At 60.3% G+C, this 22,609-nt stretch carries 18 protein-coding genes and 1 pseudogene; 6 read left to right on the top strand and 13 right to left on the bottom strand.

Going from position 1 to position 22,609, the window contains the following annotated elements:
* Positions 1-1,406: 1,406 nt before the first annotated feature.
* Positions 1,407-1,805 (bottom strand): hypothetical protein, encoded by a 399-nt coding sequence (locus FHT70_RS20035; protein WP_183704308.1) that lies wholly within the window; start codon positions 1,803-1,805, stop codon positions 1,407-1,409.
* Between the two features lie 122 nt (positions 1,806-1,927).
* On the opposite strand from FHT70_RS20035, the gene FHT70_RS20030 reads away from it, so the two are divergent.
* Entirely contained in the window at positions 1,928-2,485 is a 558-nt protein-coding gene (locus FHT70_RS20030) for a hypothetical protein (protein WP_183704306.1), read from the top strand.
* 210 nt (positions 2,486-2,695) lie between these two features.
* On the opposite strand, the pseudogene FHT70_RS20025 reads toward FHT70_RS20030, so the two are convergent.
* Together FHT70_RS20025 and FHT70_RS30615 are read right to left on the bottom strand one after the other, a co-directional pair.
* Positions 2,696-3,683: pseudogene (locus FHT70_RS20025) on the bottom strand (alpha/beta hydrolase).
* A 491-nt stretch (positions 3,684-4,174) separates the two neighbouring features.
* Positions 4,175-4,852: a LuxR family transcriptional regulator gene (locus tag FHT70_RS30615; protein ID WP_183704305.1), complete on the bottom strand. Its 678-nt coding sequence runs from the start codon at positions 4,850-4,852 to the stop codon at positions 4,175-4,177.
* A gap of 399 nt (positions 4,853-5,251) precedes the next feature.
* Between FHT70_RS30615 and FHT70_RS20015 the strand changes: the two genes are divergently transcribed.
* Both FHT70_RS20015 and FHT70_RS20010 read left to right on the top strand, forming a co-directional pair.
* On the top strand, positions 5,252-6,007 hold the full coding sequence (locus FHT70_RS20015; RefSeq protein ID WP_183704304.1) for an SDR family oxidoreductase: 756 nt from the start codon (positions 5,252-5,254) through the stop codon (positions 6,005-6,007).
* A gap of 120 nt (positions 6,008-6,127) precedes the next feature.
* Positions 6,128-7,636 (top strand): mechanosensitive ion channel family protein, encoded by a 1,509-nt coding sequence (locus tag FHT70_RS20010; protein ID WP_183704303.1) that lies wholly within the window; start codon positions 6,128-6,130, stop codon positions 7,634-7,636.
* A gap of 22 nt (positions 7,637-7,658) precedes the next feature.
* Here FHT70_RS20010 and tehA read toward each other — a convergent pair whose 3' ends face one another.
* Together tehA and FHT70_RS20000 are read right to left on the bottom strand one after the other, a co-directional pair.
* Positions 7,659-8,642 (bottom strand): dicarboxylate transporter/tellurite-resistance protein TehA, encoded by a 984-nt coding sequence (gene tehA / locus FHT70_RS20005; RefSeq protein ID WP_183704302.1) that lies wholly within the window; start codon positions 8,640-8,642, stop codon positions 7,659-7,661.
* Positions 8,643-8,646: 4 nt separating this feature from the next.
* The gene (locus FHT70_RS20000) at positions 8,647-9,519 is read right to left on the bottom strand and encodes an MBL fold metallo-hydrolase (RefSeq protein WP_183704316.1); all 873 of its coding nucleotides are present in this window, start codon (positions 9,517-9,519) and stop codon (positions 8,647-8,649) included.
* Between the two features lie 391 nt (positions 9,520-9,910).
* On the opposite strand from FHT70_RS20000, the gene FHT70_RS19995 reads away from it, so the two are divergent.
* Complete coding sequence (locus tag FHT70_RS19995) at positions 9,911-10,294, top strand: PAS domain-containing protein (protein ID WP_183704301.1); 384 nt, start codon at positions 9,911-9,913, stop codon at positions 10,292-10,294.
* 3 nt (positions 10,295-10,297) lie between these two features.
* Here FHT70_RS19995 and FHT70_RS19990 read toward each other — a convergent pair whose 3' ends face one another.
* From FHT70_RS19990 to FHT70_RS19955, 8 genes are all read right to left on the bottom strand, one after another.
* Positions 10,298-15,763 carry an AAA family ATPase gene (locus tag FHT70_RS19990; protein WP_183704300.1) on the bottom strand — a complete coding sequence of 1,822 codons (5,466 nt, stop codon included), beginning with the start codon at positions 15,761-15,763 and terminating at the stop codon, positions 10,298-10,300.
* Positions 15,764-15,897: 134 nt separating this feature from the next.
* On the bottom strand, positions 15,898-16,728 hold the full coding sequence (locus FHT70_RS19985) for an alpha/beta hydrolase (protein WP_183704314.1): 831 nt from the start codon (positions 16,726-16,728) through the stop codon (positions 15,898-15,900).
* A gap of 178 nt (positions 16,729-16,906) precedes the next feature.
* Positions 16,907-17,524: a glutathione S-transferase family protein gene (locus FHT70_RS19980; protein ID WP_183704299.1), complete on the bottom strand. Its 618-nt coding sequence runs from the start codon at positions 17,522-17,524 to the stop codon at positions 16,907-16,909.
* A gap of 88 nt (positions 17,525-17,612) precedes the next feature.
* Positions 17,613-18,005, bottom strand: a complete 393-nt coding sequence (locus tag FHT70_RS19975; RefSeq protein ID WP_183704298.1) for a DUF302 domain-containing protein — start codon at positions 18,003-18,005, stop codon at positions 17,613-17,615.
* Between the two features lie 12 nt (positions 18,006-18,017).
* Complete coding sequence (locus FHT70_RS19970; protein ID WP_183704297.1) at positions 18,018-18,440, bottom strand: DUF983 domain-containing protein; 423 nt, start codon at positions 18,438-18,440, stop codon at positions 18,018-18,020.
* Positions 18,441-18,469: 29 nt separating this feature from the next.
* On the bottom strand, positions 18,470-18,934 hold the full coding sequence (locus FHT70_RS19965) for a nuclear transport factor 2 family protein (protein WP_183704295.1): 465 nt from the start codon (positions 18,932-18,934) through the stop codon (positions 18,470-18,472).
* A 9-nt stretch (positions 18,935-18,943) separates the two neighbouring features.
* Positions 18,944-19,573, bottom strand: a complete 630-nt coding sequence (locus FHT70_RS19960; RefSeq protein ID WP_183704292.1) for a pyridoxamine 5'-phosphate oxidase family protein — start codon at positions 19,571-19,573, stop codon at positions 18,944-18,946.
* Positions 19,574-19,611: 38 nt separating this feature from the next.
* On the bottom strand, positions 19,612-20,580 hold the full coding sequence (locus FHT70_RS19955) for an MBL fold metallo-hydrolase (protein WP_183704291.1): 969 nt from the start codon (positions 20,578-20,580) through the stop codon (positions 19,612-19,614).
* Positions 20,581-21,117: 537 nt separating this feature from the next.
* On the opposite strand from FHT70_RS19955, the gene FHT70_RS19950 reads away from it, so the two are divergent.
* Both FHT70_RS19950 and FHT70_RS19945 read left to right on the top strand, forming a co-directional pair.
* A complete protein-coding gene (locus FHT70_RS19950; protein WP_246721894.1) occupies positions 21,118-21,798 on the top strand; it encodes a response regulator in 681 nt (226 codons plus the stop codon).
* A 33-nt stretch (positions 21,799-21,831) separates the two neighbouring features.
* A complete protein-coding gene (locus tag FHT70_RS19945) occupies positions 21,832-22,416 on the top strand; it encodes a chlorite dismutase (RefSeq protein WP_183704287.1) in 585 nt (194 codons plus the stop codon).
* Positions 22,417-22,609: the final 193 nt, after the last annotated feature.

Here is a 22,609-nt window from a genome sequence, read left to right as displayed (position 1 = left end):
GGACACCGACCGAGGTATTTATGGCGCATTTGCGCGAAGATGGGTGATCCCCTATCCTGCAAAACAGGCATGATGCACTTGGGTTAGCTTCTCCAAGGGTACATTCTATTTAGTAATGCGACTGAGCGTCGCCTGATAATTTTGGACTGTCGCCACGCATTCTTGGACTGTACAGCCATAATCTTGGACTGTGGCGATCTCCGACACGATCCCCTGCCGATTTCCACATGTTCGAGGATTTTACCGACGTCGTCGCGCCCCGCAGCGCCGGGAGCGCGCGGGACCGAGCGTTGCCGCACCATCTGCCCGACGCGGCATCTGCCTCGAAAAAATGCAGTTTTCCTGTGAAAATCGTTCGTTTTTCGAGAAGTAATGCCATTCATCCCGATCACGAAAATTCGAGTATGGTGCAGATCCAAATTAAGCAACGTCATCGGAAATTGCGTATAAAAATTGTCAACAATTTACGGCCGCGAACTTTATACTCAGAATGACACGCCTGCGGCCAAAATCCTTCGTTTTCGTACCAAAAACTGCACCATGCGTGCGTACCAACGTACCAACCAAACGTACCAACGTACCAATGGAGCCAACGCGTGGTGCGGCTCGGTGCAGATGTTCAGTGAAGGTTGGTGCAGGTGCCCTTGAGGTGGTGTTCACGGACTTCTCAAGTACACATTTCCGGGCGGGCGTGGTAGCAAAATTACCATCAGAATCCTGACTGCGGAGGGCTTTCGATGAATTCGCGCGGCGGACGAACGACGGCATATACAGGTGACGGCGGCTCGGCTCACAAACCTATCGTGATGCGCCCCGTCGCTCGGGGATGGTGCGCGTGGTGCGGTTTGGTGCAAGTGCCTGCAGCATTTGCACCACGGAGGCATTCGTACCAACGTACCATCTGTACCAACGTACCATCCTTACCAACCACCCGACCCTATGAAACGCATTTCGGACGCCCACGATCGGAGACGTCGCAGCGCTTCTTCCAACGCGACGCTTCGAAGGCGTTTGCCTCCAGAAAGGACTCGAAGCGAGTCCTGGTCAGCCGCGAACTATTCGAGTCCTTGGCAGTCGCGCACCGTCCTCGGGATTTTGTTCAAAATACGCTGTGCCCGCCTCGAACAACCACCCATCCCGCTCAGCCGGAGGATTCACGTCATCCCCCTACCCTCAGTGTATGGAATCCGACGACGGCGCGTTCACGTGCGTTGCTGCCAGTCCGACATAGGTTCCGATGCGGATGGTGGCCATTTCGTCGGCCGACCGATGGTAACTTCGACGAAGATGCCCCGATACTTGATACTTGGCATTAAGTTCCTCCCGCACCGGGCGGATCCACGCAGTCACGTCGGGTTTTCGCAGATAATATCCATCAGCGCCTGCGTCGAGAGCAAGTACATGCGTCAGAGGGGCGTCTTCGCGCCGGAGGCGTTGTCGCTGCGCTGCAGGCGCTCGCGCTTGCGGCCCTGACCGACGATGATGCGGCCACCGGAATACGGCTTGAAGCCGATTGCGTCGAGCGCCCCCCCGAAGGCCTCCTGCTGCCGCGCTGCGGTAACGAGTTCCGCAAGATCCTTGACGGTAATCACGACCACCATATCATCGGCCTTCTTGATATTGCCGATGACCTGCGGAACGCCGTTTCGAGCTTTCCCGAGCACTGCGCTCAGCTCATCCTTGGCCTTCCTTACGGTCAGAGGATCTCCCCCGATCTGGACAATCGTTTCCACGAGGCCGTCAGTGATGTCCTGTCTGCTGACGTTGCGGCGCGCCTGCACCTGCTTGAGTAGCCTCGCGTCCATGTCAGTCCGAGGGCACAATGGGATGCGTCGCCAAATTCGTCAAGAAAGTCCTGTACCCTTGGGGCCATAGAGACAAGTCGATATAGTGCAGCGGTTAGCCATTCGAACTCAGGCTTTTAACTATGGTGGGCGCCATCACAGAAACATGGAGCTTCGAGACGCTGGTGAAGTCTTCCGGCTACCGGAACGTTGTCACCATGGACAACCCTCCGACCGCTCTCGTCCATGATGGAGCGGTAGACGAACGGACCGTCACAAACGGTATCGCCGCCTACTACGTCTCGCAACGAGACCTTTCTCTTGATGCGACGGAGCGTGCGCGCCAGCTGCTACAGCGGCTCCATGACCTCGGAGACTGGGCGGCAGGCGAAATCGTCGAGCGCCGTCGTCGTGATGAGGCGAGACTCTCCAGTGGTTACTATGACCTGAAGCCGAGACTGAGCGTGCATCAGATGTTCGTAAGACGGTTCGTGAGGAGGCACCCAGGCTCAACGGTCAAGGAGATCTCGGTGGGTGCAAGCCTGGCGGTCTCCGAAGTGCAAGCGCTGACTGCGGAGCTTTGCGGCCGCGGGATCCTCGTCGCTAGCGGTCAGAGGGAGACCCGGTACGAGCTAAGCGCCAGCGAGGAGGCCCGGTATCGAGAGTTCGACAACGACGGGTCCGCGGCAACAACGCCATAGCTTGGAAGCCTACTGGAAGTTCCTTGCTTTCACCTTCAACGCGTATCGACATGCATTCTCGGACGAAGATGTCGCGCGATTCCGGCGCAGGTCAATCTGCCCCGTGAAATCCGGGCTCCCGGGAGAGGGATATCAACCACAACGCTGCTCCAGTCGCACTGAAGCGAGTGCCACCGCGCAGGGAGGCGCGTGTGGTGGCTAGGCCTCGATCTAGTTTCGGCTGAGCTTCCGATCGAGGAAATTGTGGATTAGAGGCGCCATCTCGGGCAGCTTGTCTTCCAGCGCGAAATGACCGGTGTCGAGGAGGTGCATCTCGGCATGGGGCAAGTCGCGTAGATACGGCGACGCACCGTCGGCCGGGAAGATCTTGTCGTTCTTGCCCCAGACGATAAGGGTCGGCGGCTTCTTCTCGCGGAAGAACTCCTGGAATTTCGGGTACAGGGGGACATTGGTCCCGTAGTCGTGGAACAGGTCCAACTGAATGTCGTTGTTTCCGGGACGATCAAGAAGCGCCTGGTCGTGCCCCCAATTGTCGGGGTCGATGTGCGTGATATCGCTCATCCCATCGGTGTACTGGAACTTCGTGATTTCAGGCGTGAAGAGCACCATCAGAGCTTTGCGGTTTTCGGGCGTGTCGTTCTTCCAGTATGCCTTGATCGGGTCCCAGAATTCCTTGAGGCCTTCCTCGTAGGCATTGCCGTTCTGGACAATCAACGCAGACACGCGATCGGGTTGCTTCAACGCGAGCCGATAGCCGACGGGGGCGCCGTAATCCATGACGTACATCGCGTATTGCTTGACATCCAGCTTGCCCATCAGGCTGTCGATGATGTCCGCATAATGCTGAAACGTATAGTCGAACTTCGTGTGGTCCGGCGCGTCGCTGTGACCGAAGCCCGGATAGTCGGGTGCTATCACATGGTACTTGTCAGCAAGGATCGGAATCAAATTCCTGAACATGTGCGACGACGTCGGGAAGCCGTGCAGGAGGAGCACGACCGGCGTCGACTGGCCCAGCCTCGCGATAGAACACCTTGGTGCCATCAATCTCGACGGTATGATACGTGACCTGCGGCACGACGAGTTCGTGCTCGGCTGCGGACTTCTTGGCGGCAAAGGATGTCATTGGAATGGCGCTGGACGCGGAGAGCGCGAACACCAAGACAAGCGTCGCCCTGCTCAACATCAATCTGTTCATTTGAACCTCCAAGCTGACGGCGAAGCTGATTGATCTTGGGCAGGATCGGCCGTCGAATGCCAAGATTGCTACGCCTGACGAGCTTCGAGGACGAGTTAATTGTAGTGAGGCACCGTGAAATCGCGCGAGCAGGCATGAAAGTCCAGTCCATCGATACGCTCGATCATACTAGCCAAAGACGTCGGCTTTCCAGACGACACAATGCAGCCCCCGCGGTCTGATACGTTTCGGTCGCCTCTGCGCCCTGCCGCACTCCCAATGAGCCTGAGGGACGAACGGCGGCTGAAGATCAGCGGCCCGGCCCTCGATCTGCTCATGGTGCCGCGGAGATCGAATGGCGGGATCGTTAGCAAGGAACACCCTGAGCGAGGTATGGCCGTCGATGGTGTTCGAGGAACGCAATATCCGTTTCCGGATTTAGTTCACGAGGATGACACAAACGATGGCAGCATGAGGGCTGCACACTGCCGACCATGCCGCTCACAGCAGCTTCAGTCGATAGGCCGCGACGAGGCTTGAATGCGAGTGGTCACACCTAGCTTCCTGATCGCGGTCTTCAGGTAGGTCGTGACCGTATGGCTGCTGAGATTAAGTATGATGGCGATCTCCTCACTGCTTTTTCCTGCAGCCGACCAGCGGAGACATTCGATCTCCCTCCGAGATAGAAGCTTGAGGTCGCGCCCTCCGCGCGTGAGATCGTCCAAGGCGGCCATCAGGTCAAACACCAGATCGCCCAGTTCCGCCTCTGAGAAATCTGATCCGGACAGCATGAAGAGGTATTGACGGCCTCTGGCGTCGTGTAGAGAAACCCCGAGATTGCAGGCAAATCCGTCGTCGTAAAAGACCCCGGCGATCCGGCTCGCCACGCCTTCCTTCTCCGCGCGGGCGAAAAGCAGCTGCGACGACGAGACCGGAAGCACGCTATCCTTCAGTTTCGCGACGATCTTGCTCTGGCTGAACATGTCGGTAGATCGGTAGTTTTGCAGGAGATCGTCCGGCCAATTCGTGGTGATCAGGTTCTCGAGAAGGCCGCCGCGGTCTGCTTCCGGGAAGACGGACGCCAAGTAGAAATTAAGACCGAACCTTTCCACAAGTTCGCGTATTGCGCTTTTGAAGGACGCAAGTCTGCGGGGCTCCCTGTCCCATATGTGACGATCGTGATGGCTCATGTCCTACCCTTTGCCACCACTACCATGATTTGGACCATCTCGGTGTGAGATTGCGTTAGACGACCGCATCGATCAGCTGCATACACCAAATTTGGGGCATTGGGCCCGTTCGGCCGAGCACCTATCTCGGAACACGGCGGACCTGGGCGACCACCCCCCGCCTGAGTTCGACGTGGGCTTCCGTCACGAGGCGGAAGCCCGTTTGTTTGCGCCGCAAGTGAATAGATCAATCCGACTTAATCGAAAGCCCAACAGCCTCGAGCGAGCTACATTCCCATCGAACGAACGAACATATTCCATAGGGTTGAGAGCACCCAGATAGCTCCTCCCCACTATACCTCAACAGCCCGAGCGTGCTCTGGCCGAACGCCTTCGCACGTCCCCAATAAGGAGAAACGCATGACCAAGAGACTTGAGAACAAGGTCGCCATCGTGACAGGCGCCAACAGCGGCATTGGCCTCGCCACCGCGAAGCTGTTCGCCGCCGAGGGCGCCCACGTTTACATCACTGGACGCCGCAAAGAACAGCTCGACGCCGCAGTCGCTAACATCGGCGGCAGCGTTACCGCCGTCAATGCCGACTCCACCAAGATGGAAGACCTCGACCGCCTGTTTGCGCAGGTGAAGGCCGACCACGGACGTCTCGACGCCATCGTTGTCAACGCGGGCGGCGGGAGCGTGCTTCCTCTTGGTCAGATCACCGAAGAGCAGGTCGACGACACTTTCGGGCGCAACGTGAAGGCTGTGATCTTCACGGTACAGAAGGCGCTTCCTCTTCTCGGCAAAGGCTCCTCGGTCGTCTTGATCGGCTCCACGACTAGTATCGAAGGAACGGAGGCGTTCTCCGTCTACTCCGCCTCGAAGGCCGCAGTACGCAACCTTGCCCGTTCGTGGGCGCTCGACCTCAAGGGCAAGGGCGTTCGCGTGAATGTGCTGTCGCCTGGACCGACCCGCACTCCCGGCCTTGTGGAACTTGTGGGCGATGACAAGAACGCACAACAGGGCTTCCTCAATGCTCTAGCCTCCACGATCCCGCTCGGCCGCGTTGGCGAGCCTGAGGAGATTGCCAAGGCGGCTCTCTTCCTCGCATCCGACGATTCCAGCTTCGTCAACGGCGTCGAGCTCTTTGCCGACGGCGGCAAGGCTCAGGTCTGAGCTTCCACGGGGCAGTCGTCTTTCGGCCGCCCCTCCCTCTCTGTCATGTCTCCTTCTTGACGAGGGCGGAGCTTGCACTGCCAATTGTGCGGATCGAAACCAACCACATGAAGTGACCCTATGAACCTGGACGACGTCCTGCGCCTTCTGCTCGATCCGATCACGCAGTTTGCGGCGCTGGTCGTTGCACTCGTTGTAGCGAGGACGCTTGTCCGGGGCCGCCCGACGCACCGCTTCATCGTCCACATCGCCTTCTTCGCCATCCTCACCATCCTGCTCGTGGGTCACGACGTCGCTCCATGGACGACGGTCAATGGCGACGAGGACCTCACCCACAAGATGTTCATCGGCGTCGCCAAGGCCACCTGGTGGGCAGGCGGCGCGATGGTGCTCGCGAGTTCGGTTCGAGTCTTCCTGATCTTCGAGCGAAAACCCCGGGAGGGAAGGCTGCTTCAGGATCTGCTAGTCGCGTTCATCTACCTCGGCGCCGCGCTCTCCATCATCGCGTTCGTTTTCGACCTTCCGGTACGGACCCTGGTCGCGACCTCCGGCGTCTTCGCCATCGTCCTCGGTCTCGCGCTCCAGAGCACGCTCAACGACGTCTTTTCAGGGATCGCGCTGAACCTTGGTCGGCCGTATACCGTCGGGGATTGGATCGAGGTCGAAGGAGGCGTCCGTGGACAAGTAGTCGAGACGAACTGGAGGTCGACGCACCTGCTCAACGATACCAACGACCTCGTGATCGTGCCCAACAGCACTCTGGCCAAAGCCACGTTGACGAACCTTACTGGCACCGACTCCGTTCATGGCTCTAAGGTCGTCATCAGAGTATTGCCGACACGTTCGCCAGCGGTCATCGAGGAGACGATGAAGACCGTCCTCCTCAGCGCGAACACGATCCTCAAATACCCGACGCCGTCGGTCTCGGTCACGGGACTCGATGGTTCCGCGGTGGAGGTCGAACTCTCCTTCAAGGTCGCCAGCCTCGGGCAGACTGGGATCGCCAAGAACGAGATCTTCGACCTCGTCTTTAGGCACGCGAAGGCGGCAGGGATTCAACTATCGACCGCGGCGAACGCTCCGACAGAGGCGTCGCCTGCTGAAAACTCCAAGCATCCCGGAACGCCGTGGCGCCTGCTGACATCGATCCCGCTGTTCTCGGCTCTCACCGACGACGAGATGGAGACGGTGGCGAACAGCATGAAGCGTTGCACCTTCAAGAAGGGCGTGGTCATAGCCCCGCAGAACGCCTCGATGACGTCTCTGATGATTGTCCGGAGCGGTGTCGTATCGGTCGAGCGGGACGACGATGGAAGGACCGAGGAACTGACACGGCTGGCGCCCGGCGACCTGTTCGGGGAACGCGGCGTTCTGATGGGCGCGCCGGAGCCAGCAACGATGCGCGCCCTCACCTTCGTTGTGGTCTACGAGATTTCGAAGGACCATCTCGCGAGCGTCATGCATGAGCGCCCTGCCCTTGTCGAGGAACTCAGCCAGCTCCTGGCGAAGCGTGTCGAGACAGAGGAGCACCTGAGAGCCGACGGGAACGCTGGTGCGGAGGCTCATCCGGTTTCATTGGCAGCCAAGATAAGACATCTTTTCCGACTTCCACACGGCAGCATCAACTGACATTTGGACGGCTTGGTCGTATTCACTCCGCCGCCCGTGGGTGCGAGACGGTCAAAAGCCTGCCCTGGATCAGCAGCGCTATCGTGCCTATTGCGATTACCCCGACAACGACATTCGCAAACAAGAAAAGGTAAGGCGCCAGCTGGCCTCCGATGCCGTCTCCGCCGCGAGATGCCATTCTCATGGACGCAGATGCCAATGCAGTAGTGCCGAGCGTTGCCGCCCAATATGAAGGGGCGAACGGCTGCTTCATGATCCAAGGCACGACGCGAACGAGAAGTGCCACCTGCAGAAGGCAGTAGCCCAGCAGCCCGTTTGCGAAGAGGTCAGGCGGACCGGACGTCATGCTCAAGTAGGCGGCACACGCGACCGCAGGCGGAGCCAGAACGATGCCGAGCGTCGGCCGAAGTGCTGGAGCCAATTCGGGCGCTGTCAGCAGTCGCTGAAGCAGGACGGACTCGGTAGCGGCCCAAGTGAACATCCCGGCGCCGAAAAGCAACTGCGCGAGTCCCGTGTATCCGAACGAACCGAGGACAAGTGCCGATACGAGAGATCCTGCCACGGTCGGAAGGTAAAGTATGGCCGTCGTCGCCTCGTGGTCGCGGCCCCCGCGCCACATTATCCCGGTCCGCCATGTTGCGAAGAGGATCGAGAAGACCATGCCAAGGAACAGGAGGACGAGCGCCACCGGATGTGAATACGGTAGGACGGCGCGGGCCACGAGCATTGTCGCAACTCCTGCAAGGCCGATGAAACAGCAGTGGATCGGGTGCTCGGCCTCTTCAAGGGCCTCCCCCCTCGCAAAGATCCATTTGGCGGCGTAGAAAACGCTGATCGTCGCCCAGACGACGATCGCGACGAAGTTGATCGCCTCGCCGACTATTGCGGGAAAATCCCAGAGTTCGTGTGCCAGCCGCCAGTCTCCACCAAGTCCGGCGAGGCCAAGCACCTTGCCGTACATGCCCGCAGGCACTCTGGGGAAGCTTCGGGGATTGCCTGCAGGCATGTCGTCAGCCCTTCACGAATTTGAATGCCGTCCCCGCCCGCTCGACATAGCCGACGCCGGGGTAAGTCCAGTGGTAGCCAAGCATGCGCAGCTTTTCGTTCGCAGCCTTGTCGAGCAGCGAAGCCCTGTTCTTGAGCGCGATCTCCGGCTCCGTATCGAAGCCGAAGTGCCATTTCGGGTTCTCAAAGGACAAAACGTTGTTCGGAACGACGTCGCCGGAGATCAGAAGATTTCCGTCGCCCGCCAGTTCCAGCGAGATGTGTCCGGGCGTATGCCCCCGAGTCCCGACAACGCTCATGCCAGGCACGATCTCGTCACCCGGCTTCACAAGTCTGAGCCTGTCCTTGACTGCGAACAGGTCCCGCTGGGCGCCGTGGGCAAACTCGTGCAGCGGCTTAGGCATCGCCGTCTCGTAATCGGGATCGGTCCAGAACGACCATTCGGCCTCGCTAACATAATAGCGGGCGTTCGGGAAAAGGAGCGAGCCGTCGGATCTTGTCGTTCCGCCCGAATGATCGGGATGCGCGTGAGTGAGGACGACCTTGGTGACGGATTCGAAGTCGACGCCAATAGACGCCAAGTTTTCCCCAAGGCGTCCATCGCTCGGCTGGAAGTTCGATCCCGCGCCCGTGTCCACGAGCATGACATCGACGCCGTGGCGGATCAGCGGGACGTTGGTCTGAAGCGGCGCGCTGTCCGCATCGCCTCCGAGCCGCCCGAGGATAGTTCCACGCTCGTCGGGTGACGCTTCCGGCATCAGGATGTCCCACGGAAGCGTGATGTAGCCGTCGCTCAGCACAGTGATGTCGAACTGGCCATGACGGAGCGTGTGAAAGCTCTGCGATAACGACGGAAGGTGTGCACGGTCCAGATTCATCAAAGGCTCCTCGTCGCCGTCGGACTGCTTGCCGCGGCGATGACAGTGTGTTCTCGCACCGACGCGTTGGCGAGTGTGTTCCTGTGAGTTGCGGGGCGTTCTCGCCAGACACAAGCTGTAATATTCAACCATGCATCGCGCATGAGGAAGACGAGCCTGCAGGCCCGATCTTAGGTGACCGCGCAGGAAAATCGCGCATCAAACGCTCGTCAGACGTCAAATTTGGATGCGATCTCTCCCGTGCTTTCGCTCCGTCCAAATATTCCGTCAAAGTGGAGCGTTGTCGCATTTGTGAGTTCTTGTGAGAAATAGAGCGATGGACCGCCCTCAGGTTGCAGAAATCGTGGCGCAGCGGTACCAATTCGGCAAACTCCAGGGATCGGAGCCGTCCATGATTTTTGATCTGCAGTCCTTCGGCCCGCTCGAATTCGAGGAGGCAGGAATTTTCACTTGGAACGTCAGCGCGGATGTGATGTTCGGCGACAGCGCAGTCGCTCTTCTCTATGGCCTGCCCGCCGAAAGCGCGATCAGCGGCCAGAAGATGTGCGCCTATCTCGGGCGCATCCATCCTGACGACCTGGCGGATGTCGCGCTCGCAATACACACCGCCATCACCTCATCCGGCAGCTACCACGCCACCTACAGAGTCAGGGGAGCGCTCGACATCTACCGTCCTGTAGAGTCCTGGGGCCGCTGCTTCCGTGGTAGCCAACGAGACCAGGTCCAGTTCGCCGGAATCATACATCCCGCAGAACCGACGCCGCCTGTTCAGTAGACCCTACGAAGCCGTCCGGACAACAGCGCCTCCTTTCAAGGCGAAGGAGAAGACGCTTCCTGTCGGCTCGTTTGCCCTCACCCACAGCGTGCCACCATGGGCTTCGACGATCGAGCGGCAGATCGACAGGCCCATTCCGAGGCCCGCTGTCTTCGTCGTGAAGAATGCGTCGAATATCTGGTCTCGACGTAATGGGTCGACACCCGGGCCGCTGTCCGTCACCGATACCATGGTCTTGCCGTCTTCCAGCCGTTCGCTTCGGAGATGCAGGCTGCGCGGCACATCCGTCGCCGATCCCATCGCCTCGGCCGCATTGAGGATAAGGTTGAGAACGACCTGCTGCAGCTGGATGCGGTCTCCCACCACAGACCCCACACTGGGATCGAGATCCGTTGCCAGCGATATGCCGTGCCGCTGCAATTCGCCGCGCGTCAGCACGATCACGCCGTCGATCATGCCGTTGATGTCGACAGCCTCCATCGAGAGCGGCGCCTTTCGCGCGAGCGCCCTGATGCTGGCGATGACGTCTCCGGCGCGATGGCTGTCACGTATGATGCGTTCGGCGGCCTGGCGGGCCTCCTCGATGTCCAGCTGGTCTTCGCTCAGCCATTTCAGGCAGGTCGCCGCGTTCATCACGATGGCCATCAGCGGCTGGTTCACTTCATGCGCGATGGAAGCCGTCAACTCGCCGAGTGCGGTCAGCCTTGCGGCACGCGAGAGATGCTGCTGGGCTTCCTCCATCCGTTTCAGGTCGTCGATATCTATGTTGGTGCCGTACCATTTGATGATCGCTCCATGCTGGTCACGCAGTGGTGTCGCGCGGATCAGGAACGAACGGGCGACGCCATCCATGCGGATCATCCGCGCCTCGACCTCGCCCGCCTCGCCCACGCCGAGCACCTCGACCCATTTCGCAACGACTTTGTCGAGGTCGTCCGGATGAATGGCACGCATCCATCCGTTGCCGAGGGATTCTTCAAGCGTAAGCCCCGTGAAGTCGTGCCAACGCTTGTTGAAGCTCAGAAGCGTGCCGTCGATGTCGCTGTTCCAGGCCAGCGCCGGGATCATGTCGTAGGCGAGCCGAAGCTCCTCGGCGGCTCGCCGGGCTTTCTCCTGGGTGTCCTTGGCGGCTTGATAGAGCGCCGCGTTCTCCAGGGAGATCGCCGCCTGTGACGCCAGCAGCTGGAGGACCGCGACCTGATCCTTCTTGAACAGGTTGGTGGACAAGCCGTTCTCGAGATAGAGGACGCCGACAAGCTGCTTCTGCTTGACGATCGGAAGGCAGAGGATGGATGTCCATGGTGCCTCGCGCACGTAAGGGTCTTCGGCGAACGGATGCTCGTCGCCAACGCCATCCAGGATCACGACATCCTGCGTCCTGGTTACGTAGGCCAGAACCGTCTCCGGCAGTCTTCGCTCGAACATGTCTAGTTTCACCGATATGCCGTCGTCATAGGTCACGGCCTCGGAGACGATCTGCATTTCGCCATCCTTCGGCAGGAGCAGCAATCCCCTGACTGCGCCGGAATGCTCCACGACGGTCACCATCAGGCGTTCTATCAGGCGATCCAGAACGATCTCTCCGGACACCGCCTGAGACATCGCAACGACCGCCGCCATTTCCAGAGGGTGATCTTCGGACTTCGCTATCCCGTTGGACTCGCTCCCTATCCCTGGGTTCTCTTCGTCCAGCCTCCTGACGATCGCAGTCGCACCCCATGCCGAGAAGCACGCTCGGGCGTTCTTCAGGAAGCTTTCGGCGGTCGATTTCAGCCCGAGCGAGCCTGAGAAGCGCCCTGCGAGTTCGCTTGCGATCCCCTCGTTCTGGACGAAGCCGTGCTGCCGGGCCGAAGCGATCGCCTTCTCATAGAGTTCGAGGGCGTCGATCGACCTGTTGTCCAGCCGTGCCATCTCCGCCGAAAGCAGGAAGGCCCGATTGCCGAAGTTCTCGGGACTGCTCTTGGCCCAGATTTCGACATGGAGCTGGTGAAGCCGCAATGCCTCGACGTGCGCGTCGCGACCCATGTCGTCGGATCGAGAAGCGGCCGCCGCATGTGCGAGAGCGCTGTAGAAGTGGAACTCTGCGATTTCGACGAACGACTTCGCACTTCTGTTGGAAGCTGCCTCCCGCGATGCCGCCAGTGCGCCGATGTAGTCTCCGGCCAGATAGCGCGCCACGATCCTCTGGATCCAGTACCATGCTAGGACGAGCTTCAGGCGCTCCCCTGCTTCGACCAGATAGATTTCAAATGCCTCGCGGACCGGGAGGGCGGGATCAGGCTCTTCAATGTCACGGAGTTCCCGGATATGGAGGAGCTGTCCTGCAGCCGCGTCGGCCGCCAGCGAAAATCCGGTTTTGCTGGCAGCTTCCAAAAACTGTTGCGCGTCCCGTTGGGCGGATTCCAGATCGACACCGCGGATAAGAAGATGCGCAACCAGCGCTTCCCCTGGCGCAACGCTGAAGACCAGGTCTGCCCCGGCAACCGCTGTCGCTATTGCCTGGCGGGAGTACTTCTCCGAGATCGATAGATGCTGGGTCCAGGGCACGCAAAAGCAGCCGTAGCAGGCGTAGACGCGGGCCTTGAAGCGATCCATTCCATGACGCTCGACAAGCTCCAGCCCTAGCCTGCCGAACTGTCCGCCGGAAACGTAGTCGCCCGATCTCAGACCAAGCGGAATGATGACCGAGACGTAGGCATAGCAGGAAGCGTCGCAGTTGCCATGTTGAAGACTCAGCGACACCATCTGCAGGTATATCAGCTCCTCGAGATTTCCGTCCGTGACGACGGCGGGAAGGATCGTGTAGGCGAGAACCTCCATAGCGGCGAGCCAGTCGGCATCCTCCAATCGCGGAAGGTGGATGAGCTGATCGATGGATCGGCCGGCCAACCGCTCATACAGATCGTCTATGCCCGCGCGAACCTCCGCGTCGCTCGGGTGTGCAGACCACTCGATGCCGAAGTCACGCAGATAATGGAGCGCCACCTCGACAGCCTTGTCCTGGTCTCCGAGCGTCAGGTAAAGGGACGAGCGAAGCCCGACCACCGCGCCGCGATCGACAGCGTTCTCAGCTTTGGCCGCAAGATGAACGAGATGCGCGTCTGCGACCTCGTGGTCACCTGACAGGTACTCGCACTCGGCGCTCTCCAGTTCGAGTGGAAACTTGATCGCATACCGTTCCGATCCTGCTTTCTCGACCAGGTTCAAGCCCGTCTTCAGGTATTTGAGCGCGGAGCGGTATGCGACGGACGCCTTGGCACGCCTTCCAGCTTCGAGAAAGAGTTCGGCGATCCTTTCGAGCCTATTGGGGTCCACGGCTTTATCGAGACCACGCCCTAGCTGGTCGGCCACCTCGAAAATGTGCTTCTTCAACGCATCGGGAGGCAGCTTCTCCATCAGCGCGGTTCCGATCCGAAAATGGATTTCAGCTCTTTCCGCCTCAGGCACCGTGCGGTACGCAGCTTCCTGTACCCTGTCATGGACGAGTTCGAAGTCATCGTCGGAACGAAGAAGCAACCCCCCTTCCACGGCCTCCCAAAGAATGCCGACGACCTCCTGCCGCGGCTTGCCCGTGATCAGCGAAAGAATGGTAGCAGACGCGCCATTCCCGAGGCAGGCCATCAGCTTGACCATCTCGAGCGCGCGAAGCGGAAGCCTGCCCAGCTTGGATACCACCAGATCGGCGACGTTGTCCGTGATCCTCGTCGCACGGATCCTGTCTTCGTCCCATTGCCATCTCGCGGTCTCATGGTCGTAGGAGAGCGCTCCTTCGATATCGAGCGCTTCTATGAAATGAAGAACAAAGAACGGATTTCCTCCCGTCTTCTGTTTGACAAGCCGCGCCAGCCGCGCGACCGAGGGGACGTCCTTCCCAAGCATGTCGGCCAGGAGGTGGCTGATCTCGCCCTCGTCGAGAGGGCCGAGCGGCAGCTCGTCGAAACGGCGGCTTCCGGACCCGAAAGCATCGCGTGCATCGTTCAGCGGATGCCCAGAAGGCACCTCGTCGTCGCGGTAGGCGCAGATCAGCATCAGGTTGGCGACATCCTCGTCGACCGTGACCCCTGCGAGCAGCTCGAGGGTGGGGATGTCCAGCCACTGGACGTCATCTATGAAGAGCACGAGCGGATTGTCCGGCCGCGCGAAGACCTGGATGAAGCGGCTGAAGACGAGGTTGAAGCGGGACTTCGCCTCGTGCGGCGGCATGTCCGGCGCCGGAGGCTGCTCGCCGATCACCAGCGCGAGCTCGGGGATGAGATTGGTCATCAACTGCGCGTTCGGCCCCAAGGCCTCGGTCAGCGCCGATCGCCACCGTCCAAGCTCCACCTCTCCTGCACCAAGGATCTGGCGAACGATCCCCCGGAATGCCTGCGCTATCGTCGCGTAAGGGATGTCGCGCGTATACTGGTCGAATTTCCCTGATGCGAAGAGGCAGCCGCTGGACGGGATCGACTTTCGTAGTTCACGGATGAGGGATGACTTACCGACACCCGCAGGGCCGGACACCAGAGCCACCGCCTTCCCACCGACCGATCTGGCAACCTCGAAGGACCCTAGGAGAGCGCGGACTTCCGGCGAGCGACCATAAAGCTTGTCGGGAGCCTGAAGGTGTCGCAGGGCGTCCGCGATTGCCACGTCGAACTCGTCGATGCGGCCTGCGGAAGCAAGACTAGCCAGACACCGTCTCAGGTCGATCTCCAGACCAGCGGCCGTCTGGTAGCGGTCGTCGGGATTCTTGCTCAGGAGCTTGAGCACGATCGACTGGATAACGGGCGGAATAGCGTCGTGCCGCTCCCTTGGAGGTATCGGTCGCCGAGCGACGTGGGAATGGATCCACTCCATCGCATCAACCGCCATGAATGGAAGCTCGCCCGTTAGCATCTGATAGAAGACGACGCCTAGTGAATAGAGATCGCTGCGTTCGTCGACTGGTTCCTTCATTCGCCCCGTTTGCTCGGGGGAGACGTAGGGGAGCGAGTCCGCCATGCCACGGGCCGTGGCAGGCAGCTCGGAGATGTTCGTCCGCGGGCCCGCCTTTCCGAATCCAAGCAGCCTGACGGCTCCCAACTCGTCTGCAAGGAAACGGTCCGGACGAAGATCCCTGTGGATCAGGCCTCGTTCATGAGCCTGTCTCACGGCCGCAGCCGCGCTAACGGCTACGGCAAGAAACCGGGCCAGCTCGAATGGACGGCCCAGCTCCGCGGTCAGCGGCAATCCGCCCTGATCCTGAAGCACCAGGAACTCGCGGCTTTCGTGGCGTTCCAGCGACAGTGGGGTCGCTGCCCACTTCTCGTCGAGGCGGCTCGCCAGCGATACGATGTATTCGAAACGTGTGTGGCATTCCCCGATGGTGTCGGGAGAGGCGGCCGTCACCAGTAGGAGCGGAGCGCCGCCGTCGCTGGGCGTGCCCCGATAGAGCGCGCTGACTGCGTCCTCACGAAGCAACTGCATCTGGTAGCGGGACAGGTCCATCACGAAGCTCCATATGCCAACGGCTGAGGCCGCTCGTGATCCTAAACTAATTTTACAGTCGCGCCATCGTGGTCGATTTGACGGTATTATCGGGAAGGCCGGACTGACATCCGGCCTCCCAACCTGCTTTCCGGCTATGCCTTGATGAAGGCAAGGATGTCGGGGTTCAGGACGTCCGGGTTCGTCGAAAGCATCCCGTGCGGATAGCCCTCGTAGGTCTTCAGCGTCGCGTTCTTCAGAAGCTTGGCCGACAGCGGCCCGGCGTCGGCGTAGGGCACGACCTGGTCATCGGTGCCGTGCATGACGAGAACAGGAATCTCGATCTTCTTCAGGTCTTCGGTGAAATCGGTCTCCGACCAGGCCTTGATGCACTCGTAGTGCGCGTTTGCCGCGCCCATCATGCCCTGGTGCCACCAGTTGTTGATCAAACCCTGCGAGACTTTCGCATTGGGCCTGTTAAAGCCGTAGAACGGCCCGGTCGGCACGTCGATGTAGAACTGCGCCCTGTTGTCGGCGAGCGCCTTCCGGAGGCCATCGAAGACCTCGATCGGAAGACCGCCGGGGTTCTTCTCCGATTTCACCATGACCGGAGGCACGGCAGCGACGATCACCGCCTTCTTGACGCGGCCAGGCTTGGCGCGGGCGACATAGTGCACGACCTCCCCGCCGCCGGTCGAATGACCGACGTGGATCGCATTCTTGAGATCGAGCGCCTCGACCACCTCGGCGACGTCCGCGGCGTACGTGTCCATCTCGTGGCCCGTGCGGCTGTGGGAAGACCGCCCGTGGCCGCGCCTGTCGTGGGCGACCACGCGATAGCCCTGGGCGATGAAGAACAACATTTGATTGTCCCAGTCGTCGCTGCTCAGCGGCCAGCCATGATGGAACATGATGACCTGCGCATCCTTCGGACCCCAGTCCTTGTAGAAGATCTCGGTTCCGTCCTTCACTTTCACAGTACCCATGAACTTGTGCTCCGTTGCGGGTGATGGTTTCTGTTTCGTGGCGGCTTCGACGGCCGTCGTTGGCAGTGCAAGGGCGAGCGCGACTGCCGATCCGGCGATCATCGCGTCCCGTCTGGTAATCGAAACATCCGACTTGAATGTCATGCGCTGAACCTCCGAATTGCGGGTGTCTATTACCTCAAGCGGGCGCAGCTACGCCGACTGCGGTCTTGGCGAAAGGCACGAAGCCAGGGAGAGACTCGACCCGGCACAGCCATGACTGGACATTTGGATAGATTGTCAGATCGATCCCTCCCTCGGGCGCCCGCGCCACGTAACCGTACACGGCCAGATCCGCGAGCGATGGAGAGGACGCTGCGAGCCAGTTCCTGGTCTCCAGCTCATCGTCCAGAACGTTCAGGAGCGCATAGGATCTCGACAGCACTTCCTCGGGAACAGCCTTCGGCCCAGAGATCCGAATCCTTCGCGCTGTGGCGACGCCGTATGCCACCTCGCCTGCTGCGACCGAGAGCCAGCGCTGAACGGCCGCGGCTCCCAACGGATCTTCAGGAAGCCAGTCGTCGCGTCCGAGTTTCTTGGCGAGATAGATCAGGATCGCGTTCGAGTCCGCGAGAACGGTGTCGCCGTCCTTGAGAACTGGCACCTGGCCGAACCTGTTCATCTTCAGGAACTCGCTCGTCTTCTGCTCGCCTCGGAGGATGTCCACCTCGACGAGCTCGAACGGCTCGTTCACGAGCGTAAGGAAGAGCCTGACCCGATGCGAGTGGCCGGATAGCGGATGGTAGAAGAGCTGCATTCCGGTCTCCAATATTGAAGAAGCCAATGTTGCCTCTTGATTTGGAGTATTCCGCTTTGGTGCGTCGCGGTCTTTCCTAATCGTCAGATCAGCGGCAGCTCGAAATGCAGCCCGCCTCGGCTATCGTCCGTTGGGCGCTGTCGAAGCGCGCCGCGTCCGGGCCTTTCACGCCGAGGGCTTCGAACATCTCCGCCAGGGGGTGGTAGGCAATCGCGGCACGGTCTCCGGGAAGCTCCCTGATGAGCATGCGCAGCGGTAGGTCGAGAGCCGTTAAGGGCGCGTCCGTCATCACTGGTGTGCCGACCTTCGGGCTGCCGTAGATAAGAACGCGCGTCTCCGGCATCGACAGCCCGTTTTCGCGAGCGGCATCCGCATGATCGATTTCCGCGAAGATGGTCAATCCGGCTTTTCCGATGGCAATCTTGATCGCCTCCAGCGCCTCGTCGAATGTATGCGTCGAACGGTGTTCGATCGGCTTCATGAAAGACCTCCTCTAGTCGGCGTTGATCCCGTCACCCTTCGACAGCACGCCTTCCTGGGCCTTGTAGAAATACTGGGAGGCGACCAGCCATCCCTTCAGCGGCCGAAGCGGCGGGATACAGGTCGCGAGCAGGAATGGTCCGGTTACAAAGATCTGGGTCCAGATCGACGCGTGGTGCGCGACTTCGAGCCATACCGACAGGAGGACAGTCGGAATGCAGGCGAAGCAGATGACGAAGAAGGCCGGGCCATCGGCGGGATCGGCGAAGGAATAGTCGAGGCCGCAGATTTCGCAGCTTGGGCGGAGCGTCAGGAACCCCTTGAATAGATGCCCCTTGCCGCATCGGGGACAAAGGCCGCGAACGCCTGTCTGTACAGGCGAGAGCGGAGGGTAGTTGTCGTTCGTGAGTGTGTCGTCATGCAGACGCTTGGGCATCGTTCCCTCCATATCTCGGCTTGCGGGCGCTAGAACCCGTAGTGGCTCAGCCCCCAATGGCCGTCCGGGCGGCGACCGAGCGGCCACTTGAAGGTGCGGTCCTCGTCCTTGATCGGATGTTCATTGATGCTGGCGTGACGGTATTTCATCAGTCCGTCGGCATCGAATTCCCAATTCTCGTTGCCGTAGGCTCTGAACCAGGTTCCGCTGTCGTCGTGGTGCTCGTAGGCGAAGCGGACGGCGATGCGGTTTCCGGAAAACGCCCAGAGCTCCTTGATCAGCCGATAGTCGAGTTCCCTCGCCCATTTGCGAGCCAGGAATGCCTCGATAGCCGGACGACCGACCACGAACTCGGCGCGGTTTCGCCAGCGACTGTCGACCGTGTAGGCGAGCGCGACCTTCGCAGGATCGCGTGTGTTCCAGCCGTCCTCGGCAAGCCGGACCTTCTCGGTCGCGGACTCAAGGGTGAATGGTGGCAGTGGTGGGCGGGTCATTTGTCGTCCCTATCCATGATTGTTGGCAGCCGCTTTGAGTGCGGCGACTTCGGCTTCCAGTTCCCTAATGCGAGCGTCTCTGGTCTCGATCGCCTTGAGCACCTCGTCGGCCTCGAACCGCAGCGGGATGTGCTGCGGGCAGTTCGCATCCCATGCCGTCACCTTGAAGAGCATGACCTGCTCCGGTCTAGCGGCGTAGCCTTCGGGCATTAGTCGCTTGATCAGCTCGTCATCGCCTTCGACGACTTTCGCGGTGCCCCAGATCTTCACCCGCGATCGGCTGCCGTAGTCGATGAGGAACAGGTGCGCCTTGTCGTTTTCGACCAGATTGCCTTGCGAGATGAACTGCCGATTTCCCACAAAGTCGACGAAGCCGACCGTCGTTTCGTCGATGACACGCAGAAAGCCCGGCGGGCCGCCGCGGTGCTGGACGTACGGCTGGCCCTCGGCATTCACGGTGGCGAGGAAGATGCTGATCTGCTTTTCGATATAGTCCTTGAGTTCCGGGGTGATGGTTGTCGCCCATCCACCGCGCTCTTCCATCCTCGAATACGATCGTCGAGATCCCTTTCGCTCCTGGATCGCCTTCACGCTTGTCGTGAAGGCGACGTCGCTCGAAACCTGGTGCGCGGTGTCCATCGTCGCCCTCCTCCGGCAGCCCTTTGGCGAGAATGCCTTCAGACGCCTTCGTACACAACACGCGTGAAGAGCGCCGGAGGGATCACCCACTGGCCGAATTTGGCGTCCCATTGCTTGGTCGGGTTAGCAGCGATGGTTTGTTCGACGGAGCGGCCAGCCTTTTTCATCTTGGCCACCTCCTCTCTGGCACCGACGAGCATGTCGAGCCAGACCTTGATGTCTTCGCGGTTCGCGATGTCGCCGTGACCAGGGATAACGACGGTCTCCTTGTCGATCATCTTGATGTTCGCTTCGGCCGCGGCGATCTGGCCGTCGATACTGCCGCCTGTCGAGCAGTCGATGAACGGGTATAGCCCGGTCCAAAGCGTGTCACCGACATGGATCACGTTGTCCTCCTCGAAGAAGACCGAGATGTCGCTGTCAGTGTGGGCTGGGCCGTAGTATCTGAGCTTGATCGTCTTGCCATCCAGCTTCAGCGTTTCTTCGTCGCCCTTCATCAGGCGGGTGGGCAGCGCGCCTTTCGGAGAAGGCGGGAAGTCGAAGTTCCAGTCGTCGACACGGGTGGCGGCTTCGAGATGCTTCAGGGTGTTCGGATGCGCCATGATGGCGGCGCCTTCCGAGTTCAGCCACTCGTTGCCGTCAGTATGGTCGAAATGCCAGTGGGTGTCGATCAGATGCGTGATCGGTTCCGGCCCGATATCGGCGAGAGCCTTTTCCAAACGTGGCCGCGTGGCGGTTATCCCGGCATCAACCAGAAGCTTTCCTTCTTTGCCAGAGACGACGGCCACGTTGCCGCCCGATCCCACGAGGACGTTCACGCCGCCGCGCAGCTTGGTGGTCGCGATTTCGGCCTTGGCCGCAGCCTCGCGGATGATCAGGACCTGGCTCTTGGCGGCGGCAAAGGCTTCGCGAGGCGTCAGCCAAGCACCTGTGGCAGCAATCGTCGCGCCGCCAAGGCAGCAAAGGCAGAAACCGCGTCTTGATAATGCGTAGTCGTGCTTGGTCATCACCCGCTCCATTGGTTGACTGCGTGCCTGAAGAAGTGCCACCACGCTGGGAGGAAGCGTGGTGGCGACCTCGATCCAAATCCGGCCGAGCTTTGATCGAGGGAAGCTGATCGGTTGACCAATACTCCCACCTGCAGACGATCACGAGGTAGTTGTCGTGAAGCCCGGTGAGATCCCGTGAGATGCCCGAAAAACCTCCCGAAAACCTAGACTATGGTCGAGTCCAGATCGACCTTGGCCGTGTTCCACCGACAAGAGTCGGATTGTTCGTGACTGCCTGCGGAGCTACGGTGCCGACGCGATCATATTCATGTCGATGCCTCCGCCGGGGAAAGGACGATGCGAACTTCGCGTCCCCGTCCTGAGGCGACATCGTAGCCGACCGGGGAGTCAGCCATGCAAGTTCCGTTCGCAAGTTCGACACGTCCGACGTCTCGGGACGCACAGCCACCGCACCATGGGACCCCGCGCCAAACAGGCGATGAAGCCATTAGCTTCGGCCGCTTCTGCGCCGTCCCCCACTCGAGACAACTCCTCATGGACGGCCGACCCCGAGAGATCGGTGGCCGCGCGTTCGATCTGCTCATGGTTCTCCTCCGCTCCAACGGTGGCATCGTGAGCAAGGAAGAGATCTTGGATGAGGTCTGGCCGTCGATGGTCGTCGAGGAGTGCAACCTCCGTTTCCAGATCGGCTCGCTTCGTAGGGCGCTGGGCGACCACGGGGATATGATCAAGACTATCGTTCGCCGCGGATACATGCTCGTTCGGGATGATAGAGTGCCGGAAGGCGGCGTCGCCACCTCCCTTGGCATCGCATCGCAGTCGACAATCGACATCGTAGAGAAGGTGGAAAAGGACAAGCCGTACATAGTCCTGATCGACGACGACGATGGCGTCCGACGCGCTATCACCGGGCTTCTCAGATCGGTCGGCCACTCCGTGGGATCGTTCCCCTCGGTCAAGGCGTATGAAGAGAGCGATAGCGTGCATCGCGCGGACTGCCTAATACTCGACGTGGGGCTTCCGGGGCAAAACGGTCTGGATTTCCAGGCCGAACTCATGAAGTCTGGCCTTCGTCAGCGGATCGTCTTCATCAGCGGCAACGCGGACATCCCGATGTCGGTTCGCGCAATGAAGGCTGGCGCAGTCGAATTCCTGACGAAGCCCGTTCGGCATCAGGATCTGCTGTCTGCGGTGGATCTGGCAATCAGCGCCTGACCCAGTTTCTCCACCGCTTTCACGGAGCCAGCCATGACGGAGATCGGCGCACCGAACCCCAGAGCGACAACGTTCAACGGTGGCAGCGAAGGCGAATGGGCTGTCACTTCGCAGCGCACGCTCCTTGGGCCGCCAATTGCTGGGGTCTCGCGGGTGGCCATGGCATCGGGAAACAGCCCCGCGGCACCCGACGCCGCCTGGATCCTGCGCGGCGTCGCCACCAACGATCGATACACAACGCGTGACGAAAAGACTTCACTACTCGAAAGGCAGGCTCCGATCGGCCGCCCGGAAGCAACACGAGCTGCTCTTATCCTCCTGAAAAAGACCCCCGACTGGTGGGCCATGACACAAGACGAGCGCCGCTCTGTTTTCGAAGAGCAATCTCATCACATAGCGATCGGCCTACGCTACCTTCCTGCTGTCGCCCGTCGACTGCTTCACTGCCGCGACCTGGAAACTGCGGCGCCGTTCGATTTCTTAGGATTTCTTGACTTTGCGCCTGCCGACGAGCCTGCATTCGATGACATGTTGGGCCAGCTCAGGTCCACCAAGGAGTGGAGCTTCATGGAGCGCGAGATCGACATCCGCCTGGTCAAGGACGCTTCCCCCACCTAGCAAATGCTTTCGCCCCCGAGATCGACGACGCCGCAACGCGCTTTTTACGCTGATCAAGCTTCGTAAAAATCCGTGAAAGCGAGGCACTGCAGGGCGATGGCGTGCGTTGATCTTTCTTTCGTCGAGTTCCTCCCGCCACCCAACATCGTCTCACACCCATTCCCCACATCTCACACTATCTCAGCACGACAAC

Source organism: Rhizobium sp. BK049 (assembly GCF_014193135.1).
Classification (GTDB): Bacteria; Pseudomonadota; Alphaproteobacteria; order Rhizobiales; family Rhizobiaceae; genus Rhizobium.
This window is presented reverse-complemented; position numbering and strand designations above follow the sequence as displayed.